This window comes from Bacillus sp. TE8-1, assembly GCF_008368855.1.
GTDB lineage: Bacteria > Bacillota > Bacilli > Bacillales > Bacillaceae_G > Bacillus_A > Bacillus_A cereus.
On record NZ_QPET01000040.1, the window covers coordinates 20,420 to 45,897 of the forward strand.

Sequence of the window (25,478 nt, forward strand, 5' to 3'; positions counted from 1 at the left end):
TAAGCAGAAATTTAATATAATAGTTTTAATGTGCTAATGAGCGGTGAGGAGGGTAGGGCATGAATAAAGAAGAACAGGTCATGAACGGTTTCAGGGAATTATATAATAAGCTGGTTTGGCTTAATAAAGATAAGATGGAAGAGGGTCTTAAAGGTTTTAAGTCTTCTGAAGTCCACTGCATTGAATATATTGAAAACAATGCAGATTCTAACGTGACACAACTCGCAGAGGCTTTTTATGTGACTCGCGGTGCTATAAGTAGAATGACTAAGAAGCTCATACAAAAAGGCCTTGTTGAAAGCTACCAAAAGTCAGAAAATAAGAAAGAGATTTATTTTAGGCTTACCGAACAAGGGAAAGAAATTTATAAAATCCATGAAAATCTGCACAAAGAGTTTCAAGAGCGAGATAAAGCTGTATTTGAACAAGTAACTGAAGAAGAATTCAACAGTATAATTAGCTTTGTGGAAAAGTATAGTAGACATTTGGATGCGGAAATAAAGAAACAAGGTATACATATTAAATCGTAATATATTTTAATAATAAAGTGAAACTTTAATCAGTGGGGGGCTTCATCTCCACTGATTATCAGCCCTCACCAATCGGGCTTTTACGGGCAGCCTTACTCTAATGAGAATAGGCTGCTTTTTTATTATTTTATTTTTTGTTGACTAATCAACAAAATAGAGTTATTATTTTGTTGACAAAGCAACAATTTTTTTTAGGAGAGAAGTTAAATGTCTATATTTAGATTGAAAAATGAAAGGGGAACTGAAAAAAGCATAGATAAACATGCTTTACTATTCGGACTTATTTCTGTATTTCTTTGTGGTATAGGTTTCAGTATCATCATGCCTGTAGTCCCATTCTTAGTACAGCCATATACAAGTAATCCGGAAGAACAAGCATTGGTTGTTACACTACTACCTTCCGTATATGCGGCCTGCGTGTTTTTAACTGCACCAGTACTCGGAGCTTTAAGCGATAAGTATGGCCGTCGTCCATTACTTTTAATATGCTTATTTGGTTCTGCAATTGGATACTTAGTTTTGGGAATAGGAGGAGCTTTATGGGTACTATTTGCTGGACGCATAATAGAAGGTATAACAGGTGGGAGCATAAGTACTATCTTCGCATATTTTGCAGACATCATTCCAAAAGAGCAGAGAACGAAATACTTTGGATGGGTGAGTGCAGTTGTAGGTGCGGGAACTATCATTGGCCCAACCATTGGGGGGGTACTTGCCAAGTTTGGTGATACTGTACCTATGTATTTTGGTGCAATCATAACGTTAATAAATGTTGTATATGGGATCAAATATATGCCTGAGAGCCTTGAAAAAAATAATAGGTTGAAAGAGATTACGTTTGTAAGGTTAAATCCTTTTGTACAGCTAGCAAACATACTTTCCATGAAAAATTTAAAGTGGTTACTTGTCTCGGCGTTTTTACTTTGGATACCTAACGGATCTTTACAAGCAATTTTTACACAATTTACAATGGATACTTTCAGTTGGAAACCTGCATTAATCGGACTTATGTTTTCAATTTTGGGCTTTCAAGACATTGTTTCACAAAGTTTTATCATGCCAAAGCTTTTAATCAAGCTTAGTGATAAACAAATAGCAATTCTTGGGATGGTTTCGGAGATTATAGGCTACAGTTTTATTGCAGCATCAGCTTTGTTTTCGGTGTATCCACTACTTATCGTCGGAATGTTAATGTTCGGCTTTGGTGATTCAATTTTCGGGCCTTCATTCAACGGGATGCTTTCAAAGTCTGTTAGTTCTAGTGAACAAGGAAGGATTCAAGGTGGAAGCCAATCTATTCAAGCTTTAGCAAGAATGATTGGTCCTATTATTGGAGGGCAAATCTATGTATCGCTTGGTCATGCTGCACCTGCTTTTATGGGTGTGATCCTTATAGTCGCGGCAATAGCAGTTTTGTATAGGGGGACACGTGCAACTGTATAACAGATAGATATAAGAACAAATAATAGGGTGACAGAACTTAGGAATAAGTGCTGACACCCTATTTGTTTACAGTTTGAGGACTAAGAGAAATTCTTTTACTGTTTAGGAATTTATTCTGCAATGCTCTCATGGTAAATGACTAGATAGTTTAATTATGCTTGTGCTGAAGTAAATAATGACTCCATTTTCAATTTGCTCTTCTCTCGAATTTCAGCATCTGCGTGTCTCATAACGTATTTATGCGCTACAGCGATTGCTAAAACATCATCTAATAAGCCAATCCCAATAATAGCAGCTATATCTGGAATGAAATCAATTGCTAATACGTAATAAGATAAAGCGGCTAATATTATGAATTTCGCTTTAGTAGGTAATTCTTTCTTTTTCATTGTGTAGAATAAAATAATACTTTCATATACGCTGGATTTACCGAGGTTTACAGAGCTTTTTTTGAACTTTTTCCAAAGTGTCTGTTTCTCCATATAAACACTCCTTTTACAAAAACATAGATTTTTTAAAAGGATGGACAAAGAAGTGAGAGATTAATCAATTTTATTGTTTTTCTTAATTATATATTTCCATAAAAATAGGGGAATACCTGTTCAAAATAATATAATTTGGATTATGCAACGATTTACAGTGTTCCGTTACATAGTATATATATTGTAAGATGTATGTGGGTGATTTAGTTATTATTATGCATTTTATAAGCGGTATGGGGGAAGGAAAATGAAAATAATAGAACTACCAATTGAATTCGAATTTAATGGGCAAAAACAATGTATTTATCCAAGTTTAATTATAGTACATAATGAATTAACGTTAGTCGATACAGGATATCCAAGCTTTTTACCTTTAATTGAAAATGCAATGTTAAAACATGGATATGAGATGAAAAACTTAAAGAATATAATTATTACCCATTATGATGATGATCATCTAGGGGCTTTATATGATTTCAAATTGAAATATCCTCAAATTAATATTATTGCTAGTGAAATTGAATCTAACTATATTAGTGGTGATATAAAATCAGAGAGGTTGGCTCAAGCTGAAAAAATGCTAGAACGTATGCCAAATGAAGAAAAAGAATTTGGTAAATGGTTTATACAACAGTTAAAAAATATAAAACATATTTCCGTCGATGAAAAAGTACATGATGGTCAAATGATTTTGAATAATGAATGTCAAATAGTAGCGACGCCAGGACATACTTCGGGGCATATTTCATTATATTTTCCGAATTTAGACTGTGTAATTACAGGAGACGCAGCGGTTCAAGAGAATCGAGAGTTAGTTATAGCTAATCCGAATTTTTGTTTGGATATAGAAAAAGCAAAAGAGTCATTAAATAAGATTAAAAGTCTTAAAGCAGCGCAGTATTATTGCTATCATGGAGGAAAGCTTACTGTATAAAATAATAAAAAAACGATCTTTCCTATATCGAAAAGATCGTTTTTTTAATTCATAGATTCTGCAATTTTAATTAAATCCTTTACGTTATGTTTTCCTTGTATATAGCGTTTGTTACCAATTGCAATTGTATATTGAAAACCATTCTTCTGAAAGATAAGTTCATATGCTGAATCAAAATGAGGATTATATAATGCGTTCATATTATTTTTTAAACTGTAGAACTTAGCTCCCCTATGTACATAGAAGCCTAATTTATTTTGAACTGGTGAAACAGTGATTTTTAAAATCCCATTAATATCTTCATTGTAGTATTGGAGGTTTAAGTAATCGTTATAGATGTACCCTTGAAATTCGTGAATTTCGAATGGGAATTTTGTAGGAGTAAGTATATGTTCCTTACAATTCATTTCATATTCTTTTACAATGGAAACATTAATAAAATCCGAGAAAAAGCAAAAAGAATTTGTTCATCTAGTACACGATGAATATAAAAAAAGAAGATAAGAATTTTTTTATTTTTCATATTTGGCGAAACAAATGGTACAATGAAAGCTAATGTGAAAAATAAGGAAAAGAAGTGGTCTATTTGAAAAACTTTTTAGAATTAGGAATTAGTGAAACTTTTAATCATACATTACGTGAAAATGGAATTACAGAAGCAACACCAATTCAAGAGAAGGCAATTCCAGTTATTCTGTCAGGTAAAGATATTATTGGGCAGGCGAAAACAGGAACGGGTAAAACGTTAGCATTCGTGTTACCGATTTTAGAAAAAATCGATTCAGAGTCTAGTGATGTTCAGGCCTTAATTGTTGCACCAACAAGGGAACTAGCTCTGCAAATTACAACTGAAATTAAAAAAATGCTTGTTCAAAGAGAAGATATTAATGTACTAGCGATTTATGGTGGGCAAGATGTAGCACAACAATTGAGAAAATTAAAAGGTAATACACATATTGTTGTTGCAACACCAGGACGATTATTAGATCATATACGACGTGAAACAATTGATTTAAGTAATCTTTCAACGATTGTACTAGATGAAGCGGATCAAATGCTTTATTTTGGTTTCTTATATGATATTGAAAATATTTTAGATGAGACACCAGGTAGTAAACAAACGATGTTATTCTCAGCAACGATGCCAAAAGATATTAAAAAATTGGCGAAGCGTTATATGGATGAGCCGCAAATGATTCAAGTACAAAGTGAAGAAGTAACGGTAGATACAATTGAGCAGCGTGTCATTGAGACGACAGATCGTGCAAAGCCAGATGCACTTCGTTTTGTTATGGATCGTGATCAGCCATTTTTAGCTGTTATTTTCTGTCGTACAAAGGTTAGAGCAAGTAAGCTTTATGATAATTTAAAAGGACTAGGTTATAATTGTGCTGAACTTCATGGTGATATACCTCAAGCGAAACGTGAAAGAGTTATGAAGAGTTTCCGCGAAGCTAAAATTCAGTACTTAATCGCAACGGATGTAGCAGCTCGTGGACTTGATGTAGATGGTGTAACGCACGTATTTAACTATGATATCCCTGAAGATGTAGAAAGTTACATTCATCGCATTGGCCGAACAGGACGTGCAGGTGGATCAGGTCTTGCAATTACGTTCGTTGCAGCGAAAGATGAAAAACATTTAGAAGAAATTGAAAAAACGCTTGGTGCACCAATACAAAGAGAAATAATCGAACAACCGAAGATAAAACGTGTAGATGAAAATGGAAAACCGGTACCAAAGCCGGCTCCGAAGAAATCAGGTCAAAATCGTCAAAGAGATAGCCGCGAAGGTTCAAGAAGTGAATCAAGACGTGATTCGAGAAATAGCTCAAGAAGTGATTCAAGAAATAGTTCGAGAAATAGTTCTAGAAATGAAAATAACCGATCATTTAATAAGCCAAGTAATAAAAAAGGTAGTACAAAGCAAGGTCAGCAAAGACGTGGTCGTTAAATGGTTATAATTGTAAAAGAGTCCCGGAATATTGTGGCTCTTTTTTTGTTTGTATACAACAAGGATGATGGCAAGAAAAAATTTCATTCACCGTATTTGAAATTTATAAAGGAAATTTTATAGTTCAAAACCAGTAGAGCAAGGGTATTACTGTCATTCAGCAGAACACTTTGGTTAAAAGAAAAGGTATTGAAGCGAGCGAGTATTTTCATTATACATTCCGCAATTATCGAAATAGAACAAGAGAAGTTTATGAAGGATTAAACTCGTATTGGGGTACGATCGTTGGAAACTGGAAAATTAATTTGTTAGTTTTGATCGATGAGGAACTCGAGAAGCACCACTGCCATCCTTATGGGGAAATTGCTTACGACGATGAAGGTAATGTAGTGATAATATGCGAAATAAGAAAAAAGGACTAGCAGTCGTACCTGCCGTCCTTTAATAGGAGAAAAAGTAATCTTGTTTAGAACTACGCATAAACAGAAAATCTGCTTGTAATTAGTTTTACCCTAAATATACGTGTCTATACAAAAAAGGGATAAGTAAAAAATACTTATCCCCGGAAGGGAAATCCCAAGCACCAAAATGGCTCGTATTGGTCTGCAGGTTCAAAAGTAGTATATGTAAAACGAAAAATCTCATACAAAAAGCAGACAACGATTTTGGTTGTCTGCCAGTGAGTTCAATGAGTTAGCTAATTGTGATAATTTGCATCCCCATTGCGAGAAGAGTGATGCTGCTAGTTCAAACAGCTTGTTGGTATTATTTTCGATTTCTTAAAAAATGTACAGCAAAAGAAAGAGGTATTAGCCGTGGACACGGCGGCTTGAAAATAGTATGTATTTTTATTTGAAAAATATTCACGGGGTGAAGAAACGTGGAAAGTTTGATAAAGGTGTTTGTGAAATTAATCAGCTAATTAGTAAAACAAAATAGTTATTTGGAAGAAAGGGAAAATGAATATGAGATGAATTGAAGCTGTTGAACAATTACTTGAAGTGATGAAAGAATGCTTTTGGAACGGAACATCTTTAAAGGGTGATGCTAATGATTTTAATATTGTATCTTGGCTGATTGAAGAAGCGACGCGTAAAACAAAATAAAGATTTCATTTTGTAGTAATGGGGAATAGATAAGATATGTGTACTTATTAGGGGGAAAGTAGATAAAGAGTTCTTTAAGAGGCAAGAACCGGAACAAAATAAAAGAGCGGCTAGCAAAAGCTAACTGCTCAATACAAGGAGATACAGAGAAGACTACTTTAAATGAATGTTGGCATACAGCCTACATTCAGTATTGACCGAATATTTATTTTAAATTCAATTTATTTAAAGTAAATATTCCAACAGATAAAATGGTTGCGCCTGCTACAGAACCTAGCCAATCTCTCCAGCCTAATGTATTTAAAGATGCATCTGTTAAATCCGTAATTAAGAAGATAGCAAACATTAATACACCAAATGCTAAGCATCCCCAAAATGTTTGCAAATATTTAATCATCTTCTTTCGGAACTTGCTCATATAAATCACCCTTATTAATAATTTATATTTTTATAAATAAATTATCACATATAAAAAATTAAAAGTGCGAAATATGCAATATTACATATTGGAACTCAACAAAATACTCCATTGATAAGTACATAGATCGAACGGAGGCATCGTTCTTTTCCTAAAATGAAAGGTGACGATAAGAAACATGAGATACGTTTTAAACAAATTGAGCGGACGTTAAAAAATAAAAATTTATAAAGGAAATAGAAAGTATGGTGTTGTATATGTACGATAATAGGAAACTTTTTGCAAACTAAACATATAATTTTAATAGACCGACAGTCGGTCTGGTGGGAAGGAGAACTTGAATGCGAATTGTAAAGGAGTATGAGGAGCGTAGAAAGGAAATTTTAGAAACAGCTGAGCGTTTGTTTCTTACGAAAGGTTATACGAAAACAACCGTGAATGATATTTTAAAAGAAATTGGTATAGCAAAGGGGACGTTTTATCATTATTTTAAGTCGAAGGAGGAAGTAATGGATGAAATCATTATGAGAATTATTAAAGAGGATGTCACTAAGGCGAAAAGGATTGTCTCCAATCCCGATATCCCCGTTTTAGATAAGTTATTTAAAATTTTAATGGAACAATCACCAAAATCAGGAGATGTCAAAGAAAAAATGATTGAACAATTCCATCAACCAAATAATGCAGAAATGCATCAGAAAAGTTTAGTGCAATCTATTATACATTTATCTCCTGTATTAACGGAAGTTTTAGAGCAAGGAATAGAAGAAGGCATATTTTATACTCCATACCCACAAGAAACAATTGAATTATTACTCTCTTCAGCACAAGTCATATTTGATGATGGTTTATTCCAGTGGAAACCGGAAGAAATGATGAGAAGAGCTAAGGCTTATATTAAAATGATGGAAGTATGTGTTGGAGCGAAAGAAGGGTCCTTTGATTATATGATCGAGGTTTTAATGAAACAGAAATAGCTTTTTTCTGTTTGGGTGTTATAGACCGGCAGTCGGTCTAGACTAAATGAAGGATGTGATGAGGATGCCAGCAAGTATTCAATCTTCCTTGAAAGATTTTCACTTAATGGTAAGTGGTCAAATTATTACTATTTTAGGTTCAACACTATTACGTTTTGCACTGTCTTTATATGTGCTAGATATAACAGGACGTGCCGATATATTTGCAGGGTTATATGCCATAACGAGTATCCCGTTTTTGTTAGCTCCTCTTGGCGGAGCGATAGCAGATCGTTTCAACCGCCGTAATGTAATGGTCATTTTGGATTTTATAAACGCTGCTATTGTATTAAGCTTTATAGTTTTGTTATTAACTGAATCGGTATCGATTTTATTGATTGGAGCAATTATGTTTTTACTAGCAGTCATTAGTGCAATGTACTCACCAGTTGTTATGGCAAGTATTCCGCAATTAGTTCCAGAGAAAAAGTTAGAACAAGCAAACGGTATCATAAATGGTGTGCAAGCATTATCTAATATAGTTGCACCTGTACTAGGAGGAATATTATATGGCATAATTGGTTTGAAAATGCTCGTCATAATAAGTTGTCTTGCTTTCTTTTTATCTGCAATTTTAGAAATGTTTATTACAATACCTTTTATAAAAAGAGCGCAAGAAAGCCATATCATACCGACAATTATAAAAGATATGAAAGAAGGTTTTCTTTATGTTTTAAAGCAACCTTTTATTTTGAAGGCTATGTTACTTGCAGCTTTACTAAACTTAATTTTGACACCGTTATTTGTTGTTGGAGGACCTATTCTATTACGAGTAACTATGCAGAGTAGCGATACGATGTATGGAATTGGAATGGGATTAATTGATTTTGCAACCATATTAGGGGCATTGTCAATCGGTTTCTTTGCTAAAAAGTTACAGATGAAAACATTATATAATTGGATGCTTATCATAGCTTTATTAGTAATGCCAGTGGCACTATCAGTTACACCGTTTATTCTTAATTTAGGATATTATCCACCATTTATCCTCTTTATACTTTCTTCTTTTCTAATCGCAATGATTATGACAATTGTATCCATCTATGTGATTACTGTAGTCCAAAAGAAAACACCAAATGAAAATCTAGGAAAAGTGATGGCATTTATAACAGCGGTATCTCAATGTATGGCACCAATTGGGCAAGTCGTATATGGTTTTATGTTTGAAGGATTCAGTACGAAAATTTATTTACCTATATTTTCTATTAGTTTCATTATGATAATAATAGCGGTGGTGACGAAGAAAATATTAAGAAATGAAGGGAACTAGCTTCATATGCTTAGGAGAATGTTAAAAAGAGATTTCTCTAAAAATAAAATGATAATTATCATTTTATTTATGTTTATCAAGTTATCAAGTTTTTAATGGCTAGTGCTTCAAGTAACGTTATAAATCTATGATCGATTGTTTAAAGTATCAAGCGCACCGCACGTCGTACAGATTCATACCGGAGAAATAAATCAAAAGTCAATGGATTCATTTGTAGAAAAAACTCCTTTTGTAAAAAAGTAGCAAACGGCAGAGATGATCCAAGTACAAGTAAACGGGTATAACATTTTTATACAAAATAAAAATAAGGCGAACATAATAGCGTAATAGATATTAGTTCCGTGAAACAAAACGCTAATTTTGATTTTTTATTAGATTTAAATAATAAAGTGATACAGATTAGTAAAGGGGAAATAGGTGTACCGATTTATTTTATGCAAAAATACAATCTGCATATTGGAGATGAAATATGAATTATAAAAAATAATATAGAACAAGAATTTACGATATCAGCATGTGTTCATAATGTTCAAATGAATCCATCAATCGTTAGTTCAAAGCGATTTGTAATAAGCAATGAAGACTTAGAAAGATTAAAACGAAATTTGGGAGAAAGAGAATATCTTATTGAATTTCAGTTAACAGATGTAAATTAGATAAATGAATTTGAAGATTTATACCAGTCATCGAACTTACCTCAAAAAGGATTAGGAATTTGCTAAATAGGAAGGGGAAAATAAAATGAACGCTATGGAAAACGATGTATATGAAACAACCAGATTAGTTAGTGAATCAATGGAAGGACAAGCTGTAATGAATATCAATCAAATTTGTGAATTAGATCAATATCAAGAAGCGACATTACGTACATGGAATACAAATAACGATTTTGGTAGAGGTGTTTTAAATGCAGCATTAGGGCTTACGGGAGAAGCTGGTGAGGTTGCTGATGTTGTAAAAAAAGCAATTTTTCATGGTCATGGATTTGATCCAGCTTATTGTCCAGGAGAAGAAGGAAATACACATAAAATCGCTTTAGAGATAGGGGACATCTTGTACTACATTTCAATCATGTCTCACGAAAGGGGATATACCCTAGGAGATATTGCTCAAATGAATATATCTAAATTAGCAACAAGATATCCAGACGGATTTAGTCGAGAAGCTAGTCAAAATCGTGTAGATGTGAAATGAAAATCGTAATAAAAAAGAGCCATGAGTGGAAAGGCTCATGGCTCCTTATATAAGGGTAATGATTTTATAGGTAAATATTATCATGAAATCCCAAAAAATTAAATCTAAGTAAATTAATTGGTATGGGATTTGGATTTTATTTAAAAGAAGGAACGGGGGAATATGTAAAAGACTTTGAAAGGTCCATAAAAAAAGAATTCAGTAAAACTCTGAATTCTTCTACACGTGATTTTATTTGTTAATCCATTTAGAAATAATAGGATAATGAAACTCTTTTTCTTGTAGCGCATATAAAATCCCTTTTATAGGTCCGAAAATTAACAAAAGGAATAGTATTAGATATAAAGGAGCTATGCCGAAAATAATCAAAGTATTATTTGAAGTCAAGTCTAAATTAGACAAGGATAGCATTAAGATTCTTATTGCGAAAAGATTCCAAATTACTGTAATTATCCAAATGAATAGTTGATAAAACACAGCTTCAAGGATATTTTTTTTGAATATTTTGTGATTTGTATACAAAATAAAAAATCAACAGTATATAAAAAATTGTGATGCTAAAGAAAATAAGAATAAAAAAAGATAATAAGGTAAGAAAATACATAATTAATTTTATGTTCTTTTCTTGAGCTAGGATCATTAAGGTCCTCCTATATGTATGAGATTTGTTGTAGCTATTATATTTTAAGATTTTCATTATGGTAATAATGCGCCACTAAAAAAATTACTACTGCCTACAGTTAAAGTTCCGCTTTCTGCTGCAGAAAATTGTATATCTATTGTTTGGCCAGCTAATAAATCAATAATAGTTGTAATTTCAAGTTGAGGTGTACCACCAGTAGTAATTGTTCCTGTTTGGCTAGCAACGGATACTAAATTTTTTCTTATAGTTATTCTTAGAGTAGAAGTCGTACCTAAAGTTGGATTAAATCCTATACTGGCACTGAATAAATAGATACCATTTATAGGGGCTGTAAATGTATTCGTTACTGAAGAATACCCTCCACCATTATTAAATATTATATTACCATACGATACTTGAATATCTGCAGGAGGAGTAAAAGACTGTGCAACATTTTTTTCTGCACGAAAATTAATGTTAAATGTAGGCCCGGTGCTGCCAGTAGGCCCAGTAATGCCGGTAGGTCCGGTAATGCCAGTAGGCAGAGTAAATGATGGGATTGGTGGGAAAGTAGGCCCGACTAGGTCGGGAGAAATTGAAATTTCAGATTTTATTTTAGGTGAATTGAATCTGTCTTTTCTAGACATACGTGAACGGTTAAATTTGTCTTTTCTAGACATATGTATATCATCCTCTCTAAGAATATCAGATTATATCCAGTAGATGCATGATATGAATTGGGTGTGATTGTATTTTGAGATAATAAGAAACAAATTTATCTAATCTAACTATAAAAATTAGAACTAAACAAAAGCGTTAATTTATTATAAAAAATGGGTGACTCAGCAATTGTGTCAGCCGAGTCACCCAATACTATTGATCTAGATAATAATCTTTTTCTATATGTAGTTATAGTGAGTTCTAAGAGGTTAACTCCAAACCGCAGTTAAAGGACAAAGAAATTTATTTTAGAAAGTATTAGATTTAACTATGTTAATGCTACAACAGCAAGAGTCAAGCCCAACGTATTTAATGTATTAGAATATGGTCCTACATTAACAGTAAGAGCACTTGTTATACCTGAAGGTGTAGTGAAAATTGCGGGTGCTGATACAGAAGTGAATCCTGCAGTATATCCCAGAGAAGTACCAGATCCAATGATTGGATTATTATTCAGATACATAGTGATACCTGCCGAATTACCTCCTGGTTGAATGATAACTTGCACTTCATAGATTGCTAAATAGGTTCTTCCACCTTCAAGTAAAACAGTTGTTGGTGGTGCGAACGAAATTGCCGTACCATTAGAATTTACCACGGTATCTAGTGGAATCGCGGAATTTACAGAAACTATTGATGGGGTAGTTTGAACAACATTTAAACTGTTAGCCGTGGGGGATGGACAAGAACAAGGTTTGTGAATGTTAGAGTTGTTATCATTTTGGAAATTCACAAATAATCAAGCTCCTTTGCGTAAAAAAATTTTTTATCTTATATAAAACGTAGCTTTTTTGTATCTAAGTTATTTTTAATAAATTTTTAAAGATAAATCGAATATTGTTGGTCAGTCGACTCATAAAAGTATTCGATACTCTGGGATTTCAAAGTGCATCTGATAAATATATATGAATGTTTTTTAAGGACATTACTGTAAGTTAGGAAAACATAAATCTGGAAATAAAACTTGATATTCCGGGTTTAACCGAAGATCAGTAGTTGAGGTTGTAAAGTGTATATAATTTTTTTCTAATTTATCTAGTGTTGCCAGATGATGAGTACCTAAGCCACGCTGGATGCTATGTTTAGAAAGAGTAGACCCAATTTGTAATTTTCGGTTTTTCATAGCAGTATTCCAGGGACTGTAAAAGAATTTTAAAATGAAAGCAGGATACATGTAAACGATAAATGGATGAGGTGACCAATGTCGCCCTGCCCAATAGTTACCATGCGAATAATGGTGGATTAATCTACCGCCATAGTATGGAGCAGGTGGATTAGGAGGGATTATTCTCCCATGATAACGCTGTTTGACAAGGGGAATTCCATATCTGAGATTGGTATAACCGTGAGCAGGGTCATCCACCATCAGAATAGTTCTAATAGCATACATGTTTTGCCCTAAATTGGCAAGAGATGAGAAAAAGGCTTCCTTATCAACACAGCAAAGAAATTCAGTGGTATTTAGTACCATTTTCCATCCCGTAATTTCTTTTTCTATGTTCATTACTTCTTGATCAACTAAAATGGCATCAAACTCTAGTATCTTTGATTCACGGATTTCCCAATGAGGTGCAAATAATTTGCATAATTCAACCGAACGATCAGTAGACCCACGATTAATAAGAATGCCATAATCAAATAATTTTGTGTGGTGCATTAACCACCACGGAAGCAGATACTCTTCGTTATAAAAATGAGAAATTAAAGTAGTGTTAATAAAAAGTCTTCCTTTCAAAATTTTGTGGAATATATCCTTATCTAGTAAGATATGTTACTTGATCTAAAAAGAATGAAGAAAGATTTTTAACAAAATAGTTATTTTAATAAAAACCGGAAAATGAGGGGGAGTGAAAGGAAAAGAACCCTTTATATAAAGGGTTCTTCTGGTGATTTAATCTATCAATTACATTCGTGGTAATATTCATCACATGAATCGTTATTATCGTTACAGCATATACAGAATGTTTTTTGAACAAATAAACTAACTACACTAGTAGAACCTTCTTGCTTTGTAAGAGTAAGACTTTGAAAATCTTCAACTTGAAATATTTTCGTTTGAACAGGTTGTAATGTAGTAGTAATTGGTACGTTAGATCTTCTTGTTAGAATAGTTACTTGAACGGGTGCACTCATACCGACAACGAATAACTGAATTAATGTTTTATTATGATTGTTTGTAAAATCCTCAAATACAGTTTGTGGAGCGGTGGTTTCAAGGAAAACAGATACAGGTATATTTCCATTTGCATTTTCTGCAGAACCAGCTATCGTATGAGTTTCAATAAAACAGTTGTTTTTTTGATTGTTGGAATGCGATTGATTTTTATAATATTTTTTACCATCTTTATAAAAGTAATCAGCCATATGAATTTAAAGCTCCCTTCTTTTAGATATCTATATAGTCTATTTAATAAAGTGAAGTAGTGCTTGTACGACATAATAAAATCCGCTCTCGTAATTACCTGAAAATGTTATTTAGAAATTAAAGAGCGCCATTCAAGGCGCTCTCGGATAAAAAATAATCTTGAAAAAGAATACCACATTATATTTTATGCATGTTCTTAATAAATGTGCAGTTTTTAACAAAATCCTTATTTGAAAACAAGAAGCCCTAGAGTTAGGGCTCTAGGGCTTCTTGTTTTGGTATTCTCACATGGTTTTTCAAAAAGAATAGAACATATTGAAGATAACATGTGAATGTTTCATAAATGTATCAAAAAAGTGAACAAAATTGCTATTGCAGAAGAAGCGGAAATGAAGTTTCTAATACGTAAGTACGTGAAAGGTATTATTTCCAGTGGATAAAATGCGCATGGGACACCTAATCATTATTTTATTGGGGAAAAGAATATGTTATGAACTTGGTAGAATGAAAAAATAAACAAAAACAAAAACAAAAATAAAAACGCTATTTTGCACAACAAAGCAGCTAGCTGAAGTAGCTAACTGCTTGCTGTAAATACTATTCCACATGAATACGCAAATTGTAACCACAAGTTACAGTTATAGTATAAACAGATTTAAAAATGTTATGTATGAAAGAAAACTAAACAAAAATTTCATTTTATAGTAATGCAAAAAGAGTACATATTCGATATGTACTCTTGAAAAAAGGAATGTGATGAAACATAACACTATAACATATGCTTGCCTTATTTAAAAGTGTAAGGAATATAACAAAATGGTTATTTTGTTATATAAAAAACATGCACAAAAATTGTACATGTATAGTAAAAGCTATGTCTTGTCTATGTAAATATATGTTTAGTTTATATAAATCGTGTGTATGTTTGAACGAAATGGTTATTTGCAAATGTAAAGAGCGCTTTTTAAGGCGCTCCATGACCAAAACTAAAATTGAAAAAGAATACCACATTATATTTTATGTATGTTCTTAATACATGTGCAAATCTTTCTTTTGCACAACAAAGCAGCTAGTTAATAAAACTAACTGCTTGTTGTACAAAAGAAACGCTGCGCTTACAGAAATAGTTTGTAACATTAAGTTACAAAAATAGTATGAACAGGGTTAAAAATGTTATTCAGAAGTGAAAAAAAAAATAAAAAAGAGCACCATGCATAAGTGCTCTTTAAGATAGGAGGTAACACTTTGAGCTGGATGTTTAGGTTAAAATTATATGATCTAGAAAAGGAATAAGACCTAAAACCTAAAACTTATTTTTAACTAAATACAAAAGAGCAGCTAGCATAGGCTAACTGCTATAAGAACATTACATCTACGAATTTAAGGAGTATAAATATTTCGTGAGTTTTGTATAGTATGGACAAAAATATCAAGTTTATGTAATGAAAATTAAAATAGAGCAGTCATTTGCATTAACTGCTCCATTCGATACAACCTGGGTAAGAAGCAGATTGTATTGTGGTTATTATTGACGGAATATTTAATTTTATTCAGTTATTTAATACAATCTTTATTTAAATGAAGAAACCCTAGAGTTAGGGCTCTAGGGCTTCTTGTGTTGGTATATCTCACACGATTTTATAAAAAGAATAGAACGTACTGAAGATAACACATGAATGTTTCATAAATGTATCAAAAAAGTGAACAAAATCGTTATTTTAATTAGTTCAGCCCCTTGAAGGGCACTCCAAGGGGCTAAGATTCGAGAACTTGTAAACTCTTATTTAATTACATGAAAACTCCCTAAGGAGAATCTATGATATTTTAACAATCAACTAACTATTTTGACAAATATATATTGATAAAAGAAACCCCGATTGTCCGCGGGGCTTCTAAGGGTAAGTGCCAAGTAATGACGTACTCGACTAATTAACCATATCATGAATTTTTTGGTAAAAATACTGGTAAATCCGTCCAATTGTATGATCGTTAATTTGAACAAAAACGCTATTTTGTAGAGCTTTAATTCCATGGGAAAGAGCACTTCGTAAAAGTGCTCTTCTGACCAAAATCCATTTTGTAAAAGAGAGGAATAATATCATATGAATTTATTTTTAAATGTGTTTAAAATCGTATAAAAACTTCATTTTGCACAACAAAGCAGCCAGCTTAATTAGCTAACTGCTTGTTGTACAAAAGAAAATTAGGCCCTACAAGTAAATGATATGTAACTTTAAGTTACAACTATATTATAAGCAGAATTAAACATGTTATGCGGGAGTAAAAATAAGCTTAATCAAACTTTCATTTTGTATTAAGTTGGAATATAAAAAGAGCACTTAGTAAAGTGCTCTCGTGACGAGTCTCATTTTATAACGACTATTTTATAAAGAAAGGAACTCAGGATATTATATGTGCGCCAGTCAATTGAGTACCTTGTACAAATAAAGAGCAGCTAGCAAAAGCTAACTGCTCATATAAGGAAATCGGAGAAAGATAACCATGTGTCTACAGTATTGACGGAATATTGGTTTTTATTCGTGAGGAACTACGATTAACTTAATGCATAGCCCATAATAAAAGTTAGTGTTAAAAACACTGATAATAACAGTGTTAGTAGAACTGTTACTATGCTTCTAAGCATTGATATCCAATTATCTATTTTAGAGAATCCTTTAATACCAGCAAAAAAAGTTCCTATTGAAAAAATGAGTACGAAAAATAAACGGCGTTTATAAAAGATGCATTTATTTCAGGTGTACATACTTCAAGATATAAAAGAAAAAAAGTAATGCAAACGAATGAAAAAATAAAGGACCATAGATTTATATTATGTTTCATAGGTTGCTCCTTTGTTATCGGAATATTTCTATTAAATTTTAATGGGAAATATAAGGAAAAGATAGTGTTTATAAATTAGAATGAATTTTTTAACAAAATAATCCTTTTAAAGTAAAACAAACAGAATATAGTCCGGCTAGAAAACTAGAGGGCACCAATTCATTAAAGCAGCAATTAAAGCTGTTTTAGGAATAGGTGTCCTTTTTATTTTGAAAAGAGGGATGGAGAAATATGAAGGCACTAAAAGAACAATTACGCGAGTGGAAAAAGCAATCCAAGCAAGGAAAGAAGAAAAATAAGAAAAAACAAAAAGAGAAATTAAGTACTCGTGAAATTGGGGATTTAATGGGGATGCATAGACCTTGTTATGAACGAAGACGCGGAGCAATAAGACAAAAGTAATTTAAAAATAAAAAGGAGTGGTCTTACATGAATAAACAATTATTTTTCTTACCAAAAATTGATATAGTAGCAACGCAGAAAAAATTAGAAGGTGTTCTGGAAAGTGTGCGTTTGTATAGGCAGTTTGGAATGATGCGTGAAGAAATGAAAGTCACTCCTTCTTATGAAATTGGATATCACGGGCCTACAAATGATATAGGGAAGCCACTAGAAGATATAGCGATGGCTAATATTCAACAAAGTAAAAGAGAAGAGTGGATTAAGCAAACATCATTTCGTATTGACCAGTTTCTTAGTCGTTTGGGTAATGGACGTGCAGGAAAGGATCAAAGAGACATCATCATTAAGCGTTATTTAGAAGATGAAGATGTATGTAATTATATGGTATATAACGAAATCGGCATGAGCGAGCGTACTTATCGACGTGTTAAGGCTAGAGTATTTTATAAACTTGCTTTTGCTCTTAGATTAGAAGTTTACGAGACAGAAGAAACTGGAGGTAATGAATAATGAATTTTGTTCAGCCAATACGTGATCCAGAGCAAATACAACAGCTTAAAGAATATTTTAAAGAAAAGTGCTTACGTAATTACATTCTCTTCATTATGGGAATCAATACAGGCCTGAGAATCTCGGACATTTTGAAATTGAAGGTAGGAGATGTCAAAGGTAGTCATATATCTATGCGGGAAAAGAAAACAGGGAAACAGAAACGAATACAAATTACTGCAGCACTGAAAAGAGAACTTAAATGGTTTATTGAAGAAAGAGAAGATAATGAGTATTTATTGCAAAGCAGACAAGGTAAGAATCGTCCAATTGGTCGTAGCATGGCATATAAGATATTAAGCGGAGCAGCGGCAGAGTTTGGGTTAGATGAAATAGGGACACATACGTTGAGAAAGACATATGGGTATCATATGTATATGCAAACAAAAAACATAGCATTGCTCATGGGGATATTTAATCACTCGTCAGAGAAAGTCACGTTACGTTATATAGGTGTAAATCAAGATGCAATGGATAAGGCAATGACTAGGTTTAAAATTTAATCATTACTTTTTCTTTTAGGATAGTTTAAATTCTTAGTCTGATTGGGACGGGATCACCACAGCAAAAGATTTGCAGGTTACGTTAAGATCCATTTTAGGCAGAAAAATATTAGTTCTCTGAAGAACTATCATCATCACTCCTGTTCGATAATCTTGAGAAAATATTTATCTGAATAAAAAATTAACATTTTTTCAATTTCCTGTAATTATAATTAAAGGTATTCTGTTAGTGTTATACAAATGTATCTGTCGATCTATTCCATGTATGAATCTAGTCTGGCAATCAACAGAATATTCCACACACCATTGAAAAAGGGGGAAAGTTTATGCAAAGAATTTTAAAATTCCTGTTCATGTCCGTTTTTTCTTTGATTTGTGTTTTGTATGTTCAAACGAATGCTTTTGCCGCACCAGCATACGAGGGAGTTGTCAAAATGAAGCAGCCTTCAGGCGAATCTTTTGAGGGCACGTTACATGGAGATGAATGGTTCCATTGGGTAAGTACAAAGGATGGCGACGTACTTTTACAAGATCAGAAGGGGTATTGGAATTACGTGGAGCTTACATCAGATGAACTGAAATCGACGGGGAAAAAATATAAAATTGATAAGAAGCCTTCAATGGCGGTAAATGAGAACAATTTGAACAAATGGATAAAGAATTACAACCCTCAAGCAAAGAAAAAACAGGAGCACATGAATAAATTACAAAAAGAATCACCAAAAAATATTGATGGAACTGTCACTCCAGTTTTAGGAAACAAAAAATTACTTGTTTTGTTAATTGGGTTTACAGATGTTGATATTGCATATAACGATAACGATTGGAGTAACAAATTCTTTTCTACAAATCAAAAGTCAGTTAAGAATTACTATAATGAAGTAAGTAACGGAAAAGTACAGATAACTCCAGCTCCTGAAACATATGGTACTCAAAATGATGGAGTGGTTAAAGTGAAATTAGATTACGCTCATCCGAGTACATCGGGAAAAAGTATGGGTACGGTTATAACAGATGCACTGGCTAAAGCTGATTCTCAAGTGAATTTTGCTAGTCTTGATACTAATAATGATCAAGTCGTTGACTCTAAAGATGGCTTCTACATTGTAAGTTTTCTTGCTGGTAATGAACAGGCTAGTGGGGGGCCACTTCCAAACATTTGGGCGCATCAGTCATATGCTCCTAATACAAACCACGATGGTGTTACAGTATCAGGCATGTATACAGCGCAGGGTGAAAAACAATATGGTCATATGGCGACAATTGGTATACCTGCTCATGAGTTAGGGCATTCTTTTGGTCTTCCAGATCTATATGGTGACAATAACCGTGTAGGTAGTCTAAGTATAATGGGGAATGGAGCTTGGAATAGTCTTCAAGGGGAAGAGTATGGAACTACCCCAGATCATATGGATGCTTGGTCAAAGGTAAAACTGGGCTTTGTAACACCAACTGTAGTAAATACCACTAATAACTTTACTCTAAATGCAATCCCAAATAACTATAATGTGTTAAAGATTCCTTTAAAGGATAATACGTATTTTTTAGTTGAGAATCGCGCAAAGGTTGGGTATGATGCGAGCTTACCAACAAATTCTGGTGGTATTGCGGTTTGGCATATTGATGAATCTATGAATAATAATTCCAGTGATCCGCATCCTTTCATTGATATAGAGCAATCAGTCAGTGAATACCAAGACCCATTCTATTACACGAATCAAAATCATGCTGCTACCTTTGGTCCAGACACTAATCCGAATAGTAATACCTACACGGGAGAAAAAACAGGAGTAACGATTACAACGACAAGTACAAGTAATTCTGCTATGAATGTAGCAGTCACAACAAAAGAAGCTAGCTTAATTCCGCAAACAAACTGGACACTAAAATATGTAGATAGCTATAATTGGTACAATTTAGGTACGTATGCCTTTGATGGAAACAAAGACACATTTTGGCATACAAACTGGAGCCCTGTAGCTCCAATGCCACACGAGATTCAAATTGATTTAGGTGCAACTTATAACCTCTCCAAATTCAGCTACTTGCCAAGGCAAGACGGCCAAATAAATGGAACGATTAAGGACTATGAGTTTTACGTCAGTAGTGATGGAGTAAACTGGGGAACAGCGGTATCCATAGGTGCTTTTGCAAACAATACTAACTTGAAAGAGGTCAGCTTTGCAAACAAGACAGGTCGTTATATTAAACTACGTGCATTAAGCGAGGTAAACAACAATCCATGGACAAGTGCCGCTGAAATTAATGTATTTGGAGTGGTTCAATAATATATTTGTGAGGTTATCTAATTAAATCATTGATACGCTAGTCCAAAGGGTTATCATCTGCTGAGAGTTCGCTCGGCATTTGATAACCTTTTTGTTCTATACTAGCCAATATGCAAAAGAAAAAGATGGATTAATAAAATTCATATTCTTAGCTTGATAGCAATGTGGTGGTACTCCTTACAGTTACTCATAAATTTTGTACTATGTAACTCAAAAAAGAAAGTATTAGAAATTCAATGATACCAAGGGATTCAGCGAAGGGGGCAGTTACACACAATATAAGATATAGGTAAGTCATAGAGAACTTGAAATGATATATTAATTACTTTGTGAAAATAGTATGGATTAAGAAGATAATGATTTCAAATCGTCAAAGTAGAGAAAAAGATACGAATGATTAAATTCAAATGGGGGTTATAAAATTATTAATATAAATATAACGATTTTAAAAATGGTCAATGACATTTTCCTCAAAAATGGAAAAGTTGATATAAAAGCACATAACCGTTTACAGCCCAATACATATAGTGTCAGTGTAGTGATAAGCAAGTACAACATGACTGCAATGAAAAATCATTTTTCTGTTAGCTTGTTTTCATTACGAGTTAAATTAATAGAACTTCTGTTAGTTATTATGAAACGCATCTTTGTTATAGGATCGGGGGGGGAATATCTTGGCTGCAGAAAAAGGATATAGAAGTGGTTGTGGTTATAGCGGAGGATTTGCATTACTAGTCGTATTGTTTATCTTGCTTATTATCGTTGGCGCTGCTTGTTTTTGCTAGTTTATGAACTTCATTTTTTTCTAGAGAGGAGGAGTGTATCTTGGCTGCAGAAAAAGGATATGGAAGTGGTTGTGGTGGTTATGGCGGAGGATTTGCATTACTAATCGTATTGTTTATCTTGCTTATTATCGTTGGTGCAAGCTGGTGCGGATATGGTGGTTTTTAAGTAACAACCTTCTTATATCACCAAGAATAAATAAAGGGTTGCTTCACGTAGTGTGAAGTAATCCTTCATTAATATAGTTTAATATATGTTTAGAATATATAATGTGTTCGTTATGAAAGGAGAAAAAAATGGGATCTAGCCCATATTTTAATAAAAATGTTTCGTATCAAACTTCATCTATTCCAATAACCGAAGTAACTCAGAAGAAAAGTCGAATAATAGCGGCCGAAGCTGTTACACTTTCCAAAACGAATAATGAAACAACCAATGAAGCAATCAATGGAACGACTGATGAAACATTAAAAAAACAGAAAAATAATTCATCTGATTATTCGCCATTCCAAATTAATATTCCATATTTTAATATAAAAATAACTTCGACAGAGATATTAGGTGTTGCTAAATCCGTATTTATGCAAGCTCTTATTCAAAAGGTTCAAGATCCGGTATTTTTAATGAATCTTTTGAATAGTGAAGGTGGAAAGAAACTACTTAATTTAGCAGGTGATTTTTTTAAAGATACTGCTACGAAATCAGAAAATGATAAAGATGAAAACTAACATCAGCCTTTATTGATATACATCTCTTTGATAGCTCTAATTTCATAAATACTACAATCACAAAAGATAGGGATTAAAAATAATCCCTTCTTTTGTGAGCATAATTGCATTTTTTATTGTAATTATATGTAAATCAGATAATAAAAAGTGAAAGGGTTATGGTCGTTTTTTGGCAGGAAATGTGCCGGTCGTTTTGGAGTTAACGTGATATATTTGTATTGTGAGAAGTGGCGGAAAACACAACTCATAATATACCTTTATAATCTATAAAATCAATTAATGGATAATATGAGCCGTATGATGGCTACTTCCGCAAGCCAATTAGGAGGATTAAAGACCGTCATGAGTGGTGTATATGGAAGTATGTCAAACAGTAGACAAGCCATGACAAATAGTGTATCAAATCAAGTCATTAATAATTCTTTCGGATCATCTGGCGGTGGAGTTATTCCAATGCTTGGTGGAGATTTATTGAAGTACCCGTAAATTTAGAAGGAAGAGACGTGGCACGCGGTACTTATCGGCTATACAACCGAGTATCAAGAAAGAGAAGAAAAGAGAAACTCAGCCTTTTAGGTTTGGGTTTCTTTTATTTTATAAAAAAACGGAGTGTCAAAATGAGCTCTTTTACATTCAACAATCAACGAAAAGAATATATCCAACTAGAAAGAGGATGGAGCCCGCCAACATGGGAACCTCTAAAACGTAAATTCTTAAACACGCCTGGATATCCAGGCGCAAGATTATTAGGAATGGAAACAGATCCTCGTCGACTTTCTGTCCCTGTGGGAATTATCGTTCCAGATGGAACAGATTTAGAAACGTTAAAAGAAGAAATAGCGACATGGTTAATTACTGAACAAGCAACCGAGCTAACTTTTGATACAAAACTAGATAGAACATATATAGCTGTTATTGATGAAGATTTTAATGTTGATAATTTTATGAGTTTAGGAAAAGGCACCTTAAAATTCATTTGTCCAATGCCTTATAAACTAGGCCCAAGGAGAAAAATAGATTTCAAATTACAAGGAAGTAGATTAATTACAAATATATTGAATAATGAGAGTAAATATTCTGATCCTACGTTCATAGTTAAGGTAGAAACTCCCTCTACTTTTATTGATATTTCACGAAAAAAGGAAGAAGAAATTCAACATTTTCGTATGGGATACCCTGTTTCTGTGGAAGAACGAACAGTCGAGAAAGAACAGCTTGTTATGCACGATGAAATGAAAACAATGGTTGGTTGGAATCAAAATGGTCCAAACACTAACGAAGGTGAAAACACAGGAACTCTAAAGTCAGATAGTGAGCGCTTTGTTATAGATAACTTTGGTGCAGGTAGTACATGGCATGGCGGAGTGGCTAGGAAAAGTTTAAAAGAACCGCTACAGGATTTTACTGTTGAAGTAAACGAAGAAACAGGTGAGTATCTAACTTTTGAAAAGATTAACGGTGGGAAGTTATACGTCGCTGATGCAGATGCCTTACAACGTTGGACAGAAGATGGTTCACACAAATATGACATCTATAGTCCACAAACAGAAGATCAAAATATGTCAGCCGAAAGATTAAAACAACTAACGGAAGCGGAACTAAAGAAACGTATTAATAGCACTGTACAGTATGAAGTAACTCCAATTGCATTAGAAAAGATATTTGGTTTATCTCATGAAAAAGTAAATAAGGGCGATATTGTCCATTTCAAAGATACAAAATTTACGCCACCTTTGTTTTTAGAAGCACGTCTTATCGCAGCGGATGAATGTGATACAAATGCGGCAAATGATAAATATTATTTTGTTGATTTTAAAGAAGTAGAAGATACGATAAGTCTGTTAGATCACATGTATGCCCAAGTTATGGGCAGTCTAGCTGGAAAAGCAAATAAAGGCTTGTTAGATAAGTTGGAAGAACTTGTGAAAGAGACAAATGAACAAGTTGATGTTGTGAAAAAGGAATCAGAAGCAGCAAAAAAGTTAGCAGAAAAAGTACAAGAAAACCTTAAAAATTATCAAACAAAAATTATTGAAAGCGCAAAACCACCGACAATCGGTTTAGAAAATGGAAAAACCTTATGGTTAGATATTTCAAACGGCAAGCCTGGCATCCTCAAATTATGGAAGAATGGCAATTGGGAGTCGGTTGTTCCTGATATGGACAAAGTAAAGGAAGATACCTTAGAGCAAGTCAACAAAGATATTGAAACCACAAAAACAGAGTTGAATAAAAAAGTTCAAGAAGCACAAAATCAAGCAACAGGACAATTTAATGAAGTGAATGAAAGATGTTGAAGATTACGTTGGTGGAATTGGTAACCAAATGGTTTTACGCAATGTCTTGTAGAAGAACGACACGAAATATTGGCAATTAACTTCAAACGCAGTAAGAGATACACAAGTCACTTATAAGAGGTGCAATTCACTTAGTGTTATTACTACAGGTAATATGACTTATTCTTTATCCTGTTTCTTTCTTAGTTGTACCTAGCGCGTTTTTATAATTCTTTATTTAATTCCTAATTTAAAGAACAAACTATCCAAAATAACATGATTTATATGACTATGTATACTCTTTTTGAAAAATATTGTAATTAATTAACATTTGAAACTATAACACAAATTATTTAAATAATATATCTAAATTTATCGTCATCACAATGGTGCTTGTCTTTAAATTTTCAGCAATCATTATTCCAGGAAATCTTTTATGCCTCCCTTCAATTAGGGTCAGTATTATTCTATGTTTTAGTAAAAAAACTGCTTGTTTATTAACCTATTATTATACTTTTATATGATAGAGAGCTTTCTACTAGATATAGAATTCATAAAAACTATGCTAATTTTTAAGGGAGAGTGGATAGAACTACTGATTATGAAATTAATCAACACACATTTATCAAAGAAAATATTCTAATTTAAAATAATTTCTTATTTTGGAGTATACTGTCTTGAATGTATATTTCAAAATTGAATAGGTAAAAGATTTTATGTAACAACAAATAAAACTTCAGTATATGTAAAGCGATTTTTTACGAATATATAGCTTGATAAAAATAAAAATCATCATTTGGTAACCATGTTCATATCGTGATATCCAAAATTAAATTCAAGATAACTCATGTAATAAAGACTTCATAATTTTACCGAATCTGCGAGATACGTTGAAAACAGAATTTGTATTCCTCTAAAAATATTAATTTTCAGAATTTTCAATAAAAATGATTAGATTATACTAACTTAATGATAATGATTAAAAAGGCTACTATAGAACCCAAACATTAGTAGAAGAAAGACATATACAAGTATTATGAGTTTGAAAATTTCA

Annotated in this window: 21 protein-coding genes and 5 pseudogenes; 17 read left to right on the forward strand and 9 right to left on the reverse strand. The window is 32.9% G+C overall.

Features of this window, described 5'->3' with window-relative positions:
• Window positions 1-59: 59 nt before the first annotated feature.
• Both DN404_RS28560 and DN404_RS28565 read left to right on the forward strand, forming a co-directional pair.
• The gene (locus tag DN404_RS28560) at window positions 60-530 is read left to right on the forward strand and encodes a MarR family transcriptional regulator (RefSeq protein ID WP_001030904.1); all 471 of its coding nucleotides are present in this window, start codon (window positions 60-62) and stop codon (window positions 528-530) included.
• Window positions 531-737: 207 nt separating this feature from the next.
• Window positions 738-1,973: an MFS transporter gene (locus tag DN404_RS28565; protein WP_149215760.1), complete on the forward strand. Its 1,236-nt coding sequence runs from the start codon at window positions 738-740 to the stop codon at window positions 1,971-1,973.
• Between the two features lie 152 nt (window positions 1,974-2,125).
• Here DN404_RS28565 and DN404_RS28570 read toward each other — a convergent pair whose 3' ends face one another.
• Window positions 2,126-2,455, reverse strand: a complete 330-nt coding sequence (locus tag DN404_RS28570; protein ID WP_000415083.1) for a YkvA family protein — start codon at window positions 2,453-2,455, stop codon at window positions 2,126-2,128.
• Between the two features lie 247 nt (window positions 2,456-2,702).
• Here DN404_RS28570 and DN404_RS28575 point away from each other — a divergent pair, with 247 nt between their 5' ends.
• Window positions 2,703-3,389 (forward strand): MBL fold metallo-hydrolase, encoded by a 687-nt coding sequence (locus DN404_RS28575; RefSeq protein ID WP_000691166.1) that lies wholly within the window; start codon window positions 2,703-2,705, stop codon window positions 3,387-3,389.
• 44 nt (window positions 3,390-3,433) lie between these two features.
• On the opposite strand, the pseudogene DN404_RS28580 reads toward DN404_RS28575, so the two are convergent.
• Window positions 3,434-3,817, reverse strand: a pseudogene (locus tag DN404_RS28580) (hypothetical protein); the annotation flags it as partial.
• Between the two features lie 149 nt (window positions 3,818-3,966).
• Between DN404_RS28580 and DN404_RS28585 the strand changes: the two are divergent.
• On the forward strand, window positions 3,967-5,343 hold the full coding sequence (locus DN404_RS28585) for a DEAD/DEAH box helicase (RefSeq protein ID WP_149215761.1): 1,377 nt from the start codon (window positions 3,967-3,969) through the stop codon (window positions 5,341-5,343).
• A 1,311-nt stretch (window positions 5,344-6,654) separates the two neighbouring features.
• Here the strand turns inward: DN404_RS28585 and DN404_RS28595 are convergent.
• Window positions 6,655-6,867: a hypothetical protein gene (locus tag DN404_RS28595; protein WP_000033157.1), complete on the reverse strand. Its 213-nt coding sequence runs from the start codon at window positions 6,865-6,867 to the stop codon at window positions 6,655-6,657.
• Between the two features lie 341 nt (window positions 6,868-7,208).
• Between DN404_RS28595 and DN404_RS28600 the strand changes: the two genes are divergently transcribed.
• From DN404_RS28600 to DN404_RS28620, 4 genes and pseudogenes are all read left to right on the forward strand, one after another.
• Window positions 7,209-7,844, forward strand: a complete 636-nt coding sequence (locus DN404_RS28600) for a TetR/AcrR family transcriptional regulator (RefSeq protein WP_149215763.1) — start codon at window positions 7,209-7,211, stop codon at window positions 7,842-7,844.
• A 64-nt stretch (window positions 7,845-7,908) separates the two neighbouring features.
• Entirely contained in the window at window positions 7,909-9,153 is a 1,245-nt protein-coding gene (locus DN404_RS28605; protein ID WP_149215764.1) for an MFS transporter, read from the forward strand.
• 6 nt (window positions 9,154-9,159) lie between these two features.
• A pseudogene (locus DN404_RS31105) lies at window positions 9,160-9,869 on the forward strand (ABC transporter permease); the annotation flags it as partial.
• A gap of 25 nt (window positions 9,870-9,894) precedes the next feature.
• Window positions 9,895-10,347 carry a nucleoside triphosphate pyrophosphohydrolase family protein gene (locus tag DN404_RS28620; RefSeq protein WP_149215765.1) on the forward strand — a complete coding sequence of 151 codons (453 nt, stop codon included), beginning with the start codon at window positions 9,895-9,897 and terminating at the stop codon, window positions 10,345-10,347.
• A 231-nt stretch (window positions 10,348-10,578) separates the two neighbouring features.
• Here DN404_RS28620 and DN404_RS31110 read toward each other — a convergent pair.
• The 6 genes and pseudogenes from DN404_RS31110 to DN404_RS31115 form a co-directional block, all read right to left on the reverse strand.
• Window positions 10,579-10,987: pseudogene (locus tag DN404_RS31110) on the reverse strand (magnetosome magnetite crystal formation protein family).
• A 56-nt stretch (window positions 10,988-11,043) separates the two neighbouring features.
• A complete protein-coding gene (locus DN404_RS28630) occupies window positions 11,044-11,616 on the reverse strand; it encodes an exosporium leader peptide-containing protein (RefSeq protein WP_149215775.1) in 573 nt (190 codons plus the stop codon).
• A gap of 341 nt (window positions 11,617-11,957) precedes the next feature.
• Window positions 11,958-12,422, reverse strand: coding sequence for a hypothetical protein (locus DN404_RS28635; protein WP_071740195.1), 465 nt, complete (start codon window positions 12,420-12,422; stop codon window positions 11,958-11,960).
• A gap of 192 nt (window positions 12,423-12,614) precedes the next feature.
• The gene (locus tag DN404_RS28640; RefSeq protein WP_239502901.1) at window positions 12,615-13,346 is read right to left on the reverse strand and encodes a glycosyltransferase family 2 protein; all 732 of its coding nucleotides are present in this window, start codon (window positions 13,344-13,346) and stop codon (window positions 12,615-12,617) included.
• A gap of 242 nt (window positions 13,347-13,588) precedes the next feature.
• Window positions 13,589-14,053 carry an exosporium protein D gene (locus tag DN404_RS28645; RefSeq protein ID WP_114556227.1) on the reverse strand — a complete coding sequence of 155 codons (465 nt, stop codon included), beginning with the start codon at window positions 14,051-14,053 and terminating at the stop codon, window positions 13,589-13,591.
• Between the two features lie 2,555 nt (window positions 14,054-16,608).
• A pseudogene (locus DN404_RS31115) lies at window positions 16,609-16,895 on the reverse strand (hypothetical protein).
• A gap of 231 nt (window positions 16,896-17,126) precedes the next feature.
• Between DN404_RS31115 and DN404_RS30695 the strand changes: the two are divergent.
• From DN404_RS30695 to DN404_RS28695, 9 genes and pseudogenes are all read left to right on the forward strand, one after another.
• Window positions 17,127-17,297 (forward strand): hypothetical protein, encoded by a 171-nt coding sequence (locus DN404_RS30695; protein ID WP_071740197.1) that lies wholly within the window; start codon window positions 17,127-17,129, stop codon window positions 17,295-17,297.
• Window positions 17,298-17,324: 27 nt separating this feature from the next.
• Window positions 17,325-17,807: an ArpU family phage packaging/lysis transcriptional regulator gene (locus DN404_RS28660; RefSeq protein ID WP_071740198.1), complete on the forward strand. Its 483-nt coding sequence runs from the start codon at window positions 17,325-17,327 to the stop codon at window positions 17,805-17,807.
• Window positions 17,807-18,349 (forward strand): site-specific integrase, encoded by a 543-nt coding sequence (locus DN404_RS28665; RefSeq protein ID WP_001012153.1) that lies wholly within the window; start codon window positions 17,807-17,809, stop codon window positions 18,347-18,349. Before DN404_RS28660 ends, DN404_RS28665 begins: the two co-directional genes overlap by 1 nt.
• A gap of 326 nt (window positions 18,350-18,675) precedes the next feature.
• A complete protein-coding gene (locus tag DN404_RS28670) occupies window positions 18,676-20,637 on the forward strand; it encodes a M6 family metalloprotease domain-containing protein (protein WP_071740199.1) in 1,962 nt (653 codons plus the stop codon).
• Between the two features lie 674 nt (window positions 20,638-21,311).
• Complete coding sequence (locus DN404_RS28675) at window positions 21,312-21,422, forward strand: YjcZ family sporulation protein (RefSeq protein ID WP_080117658.1); 111 nt, start codon at window positions 21,312-21,314, stop codon at window positions 21,420-21,422.
• 40 nt (window positions 21,423-21,462) lie between these two features.
• Window positions 21,463-21,588, forward strand: coding sequence for a YjcZ family sporulation protein (locus DN404_RS28680; RefSeq protein ID WP_000718599.1), 126 nt, complete (start codon window positions 21,463-21,465; stop codon window positions 21,586-21,588).
• A 128-nt stretch (window positions 21,589-21,716) separates the two neighbouring features.
• The gene (locus tag DN404_RS28685; RefSeq protein WP_000535863.1) at window positions 21,717-22,148 is read left to right on the forward strand and encodes a hypothetical protein; all 432 of its coding nucleotides are present in this window, start codon (window positions 21,717-21,719) and stop codon (window positions 22,146-22,148) included.
• A 270-nt stretch (window positions 22,149-22,418) separates the two neighbouring features.
• Window positions 22,419-22,724: pseudogene (locus tag DN404_RS28690) on the forward strand (phage tail tape measure protein); the annotation flags it as partial.
• Between the two features lie 41 nt (window positions 22,725-22,765).
• Complete coding sequence (locus DN404_RS28695; protein ID WP_149215766.1) at window positions 22,766-24,445, forward strand: distal tail protein Dit; 1,680 nt, start codon at window positions 22,766-22,768, stop codon at window positions 24,443-24,445.
• Window positions 24,446-25,478 lie beyond the last annotated feature (1,033 nt).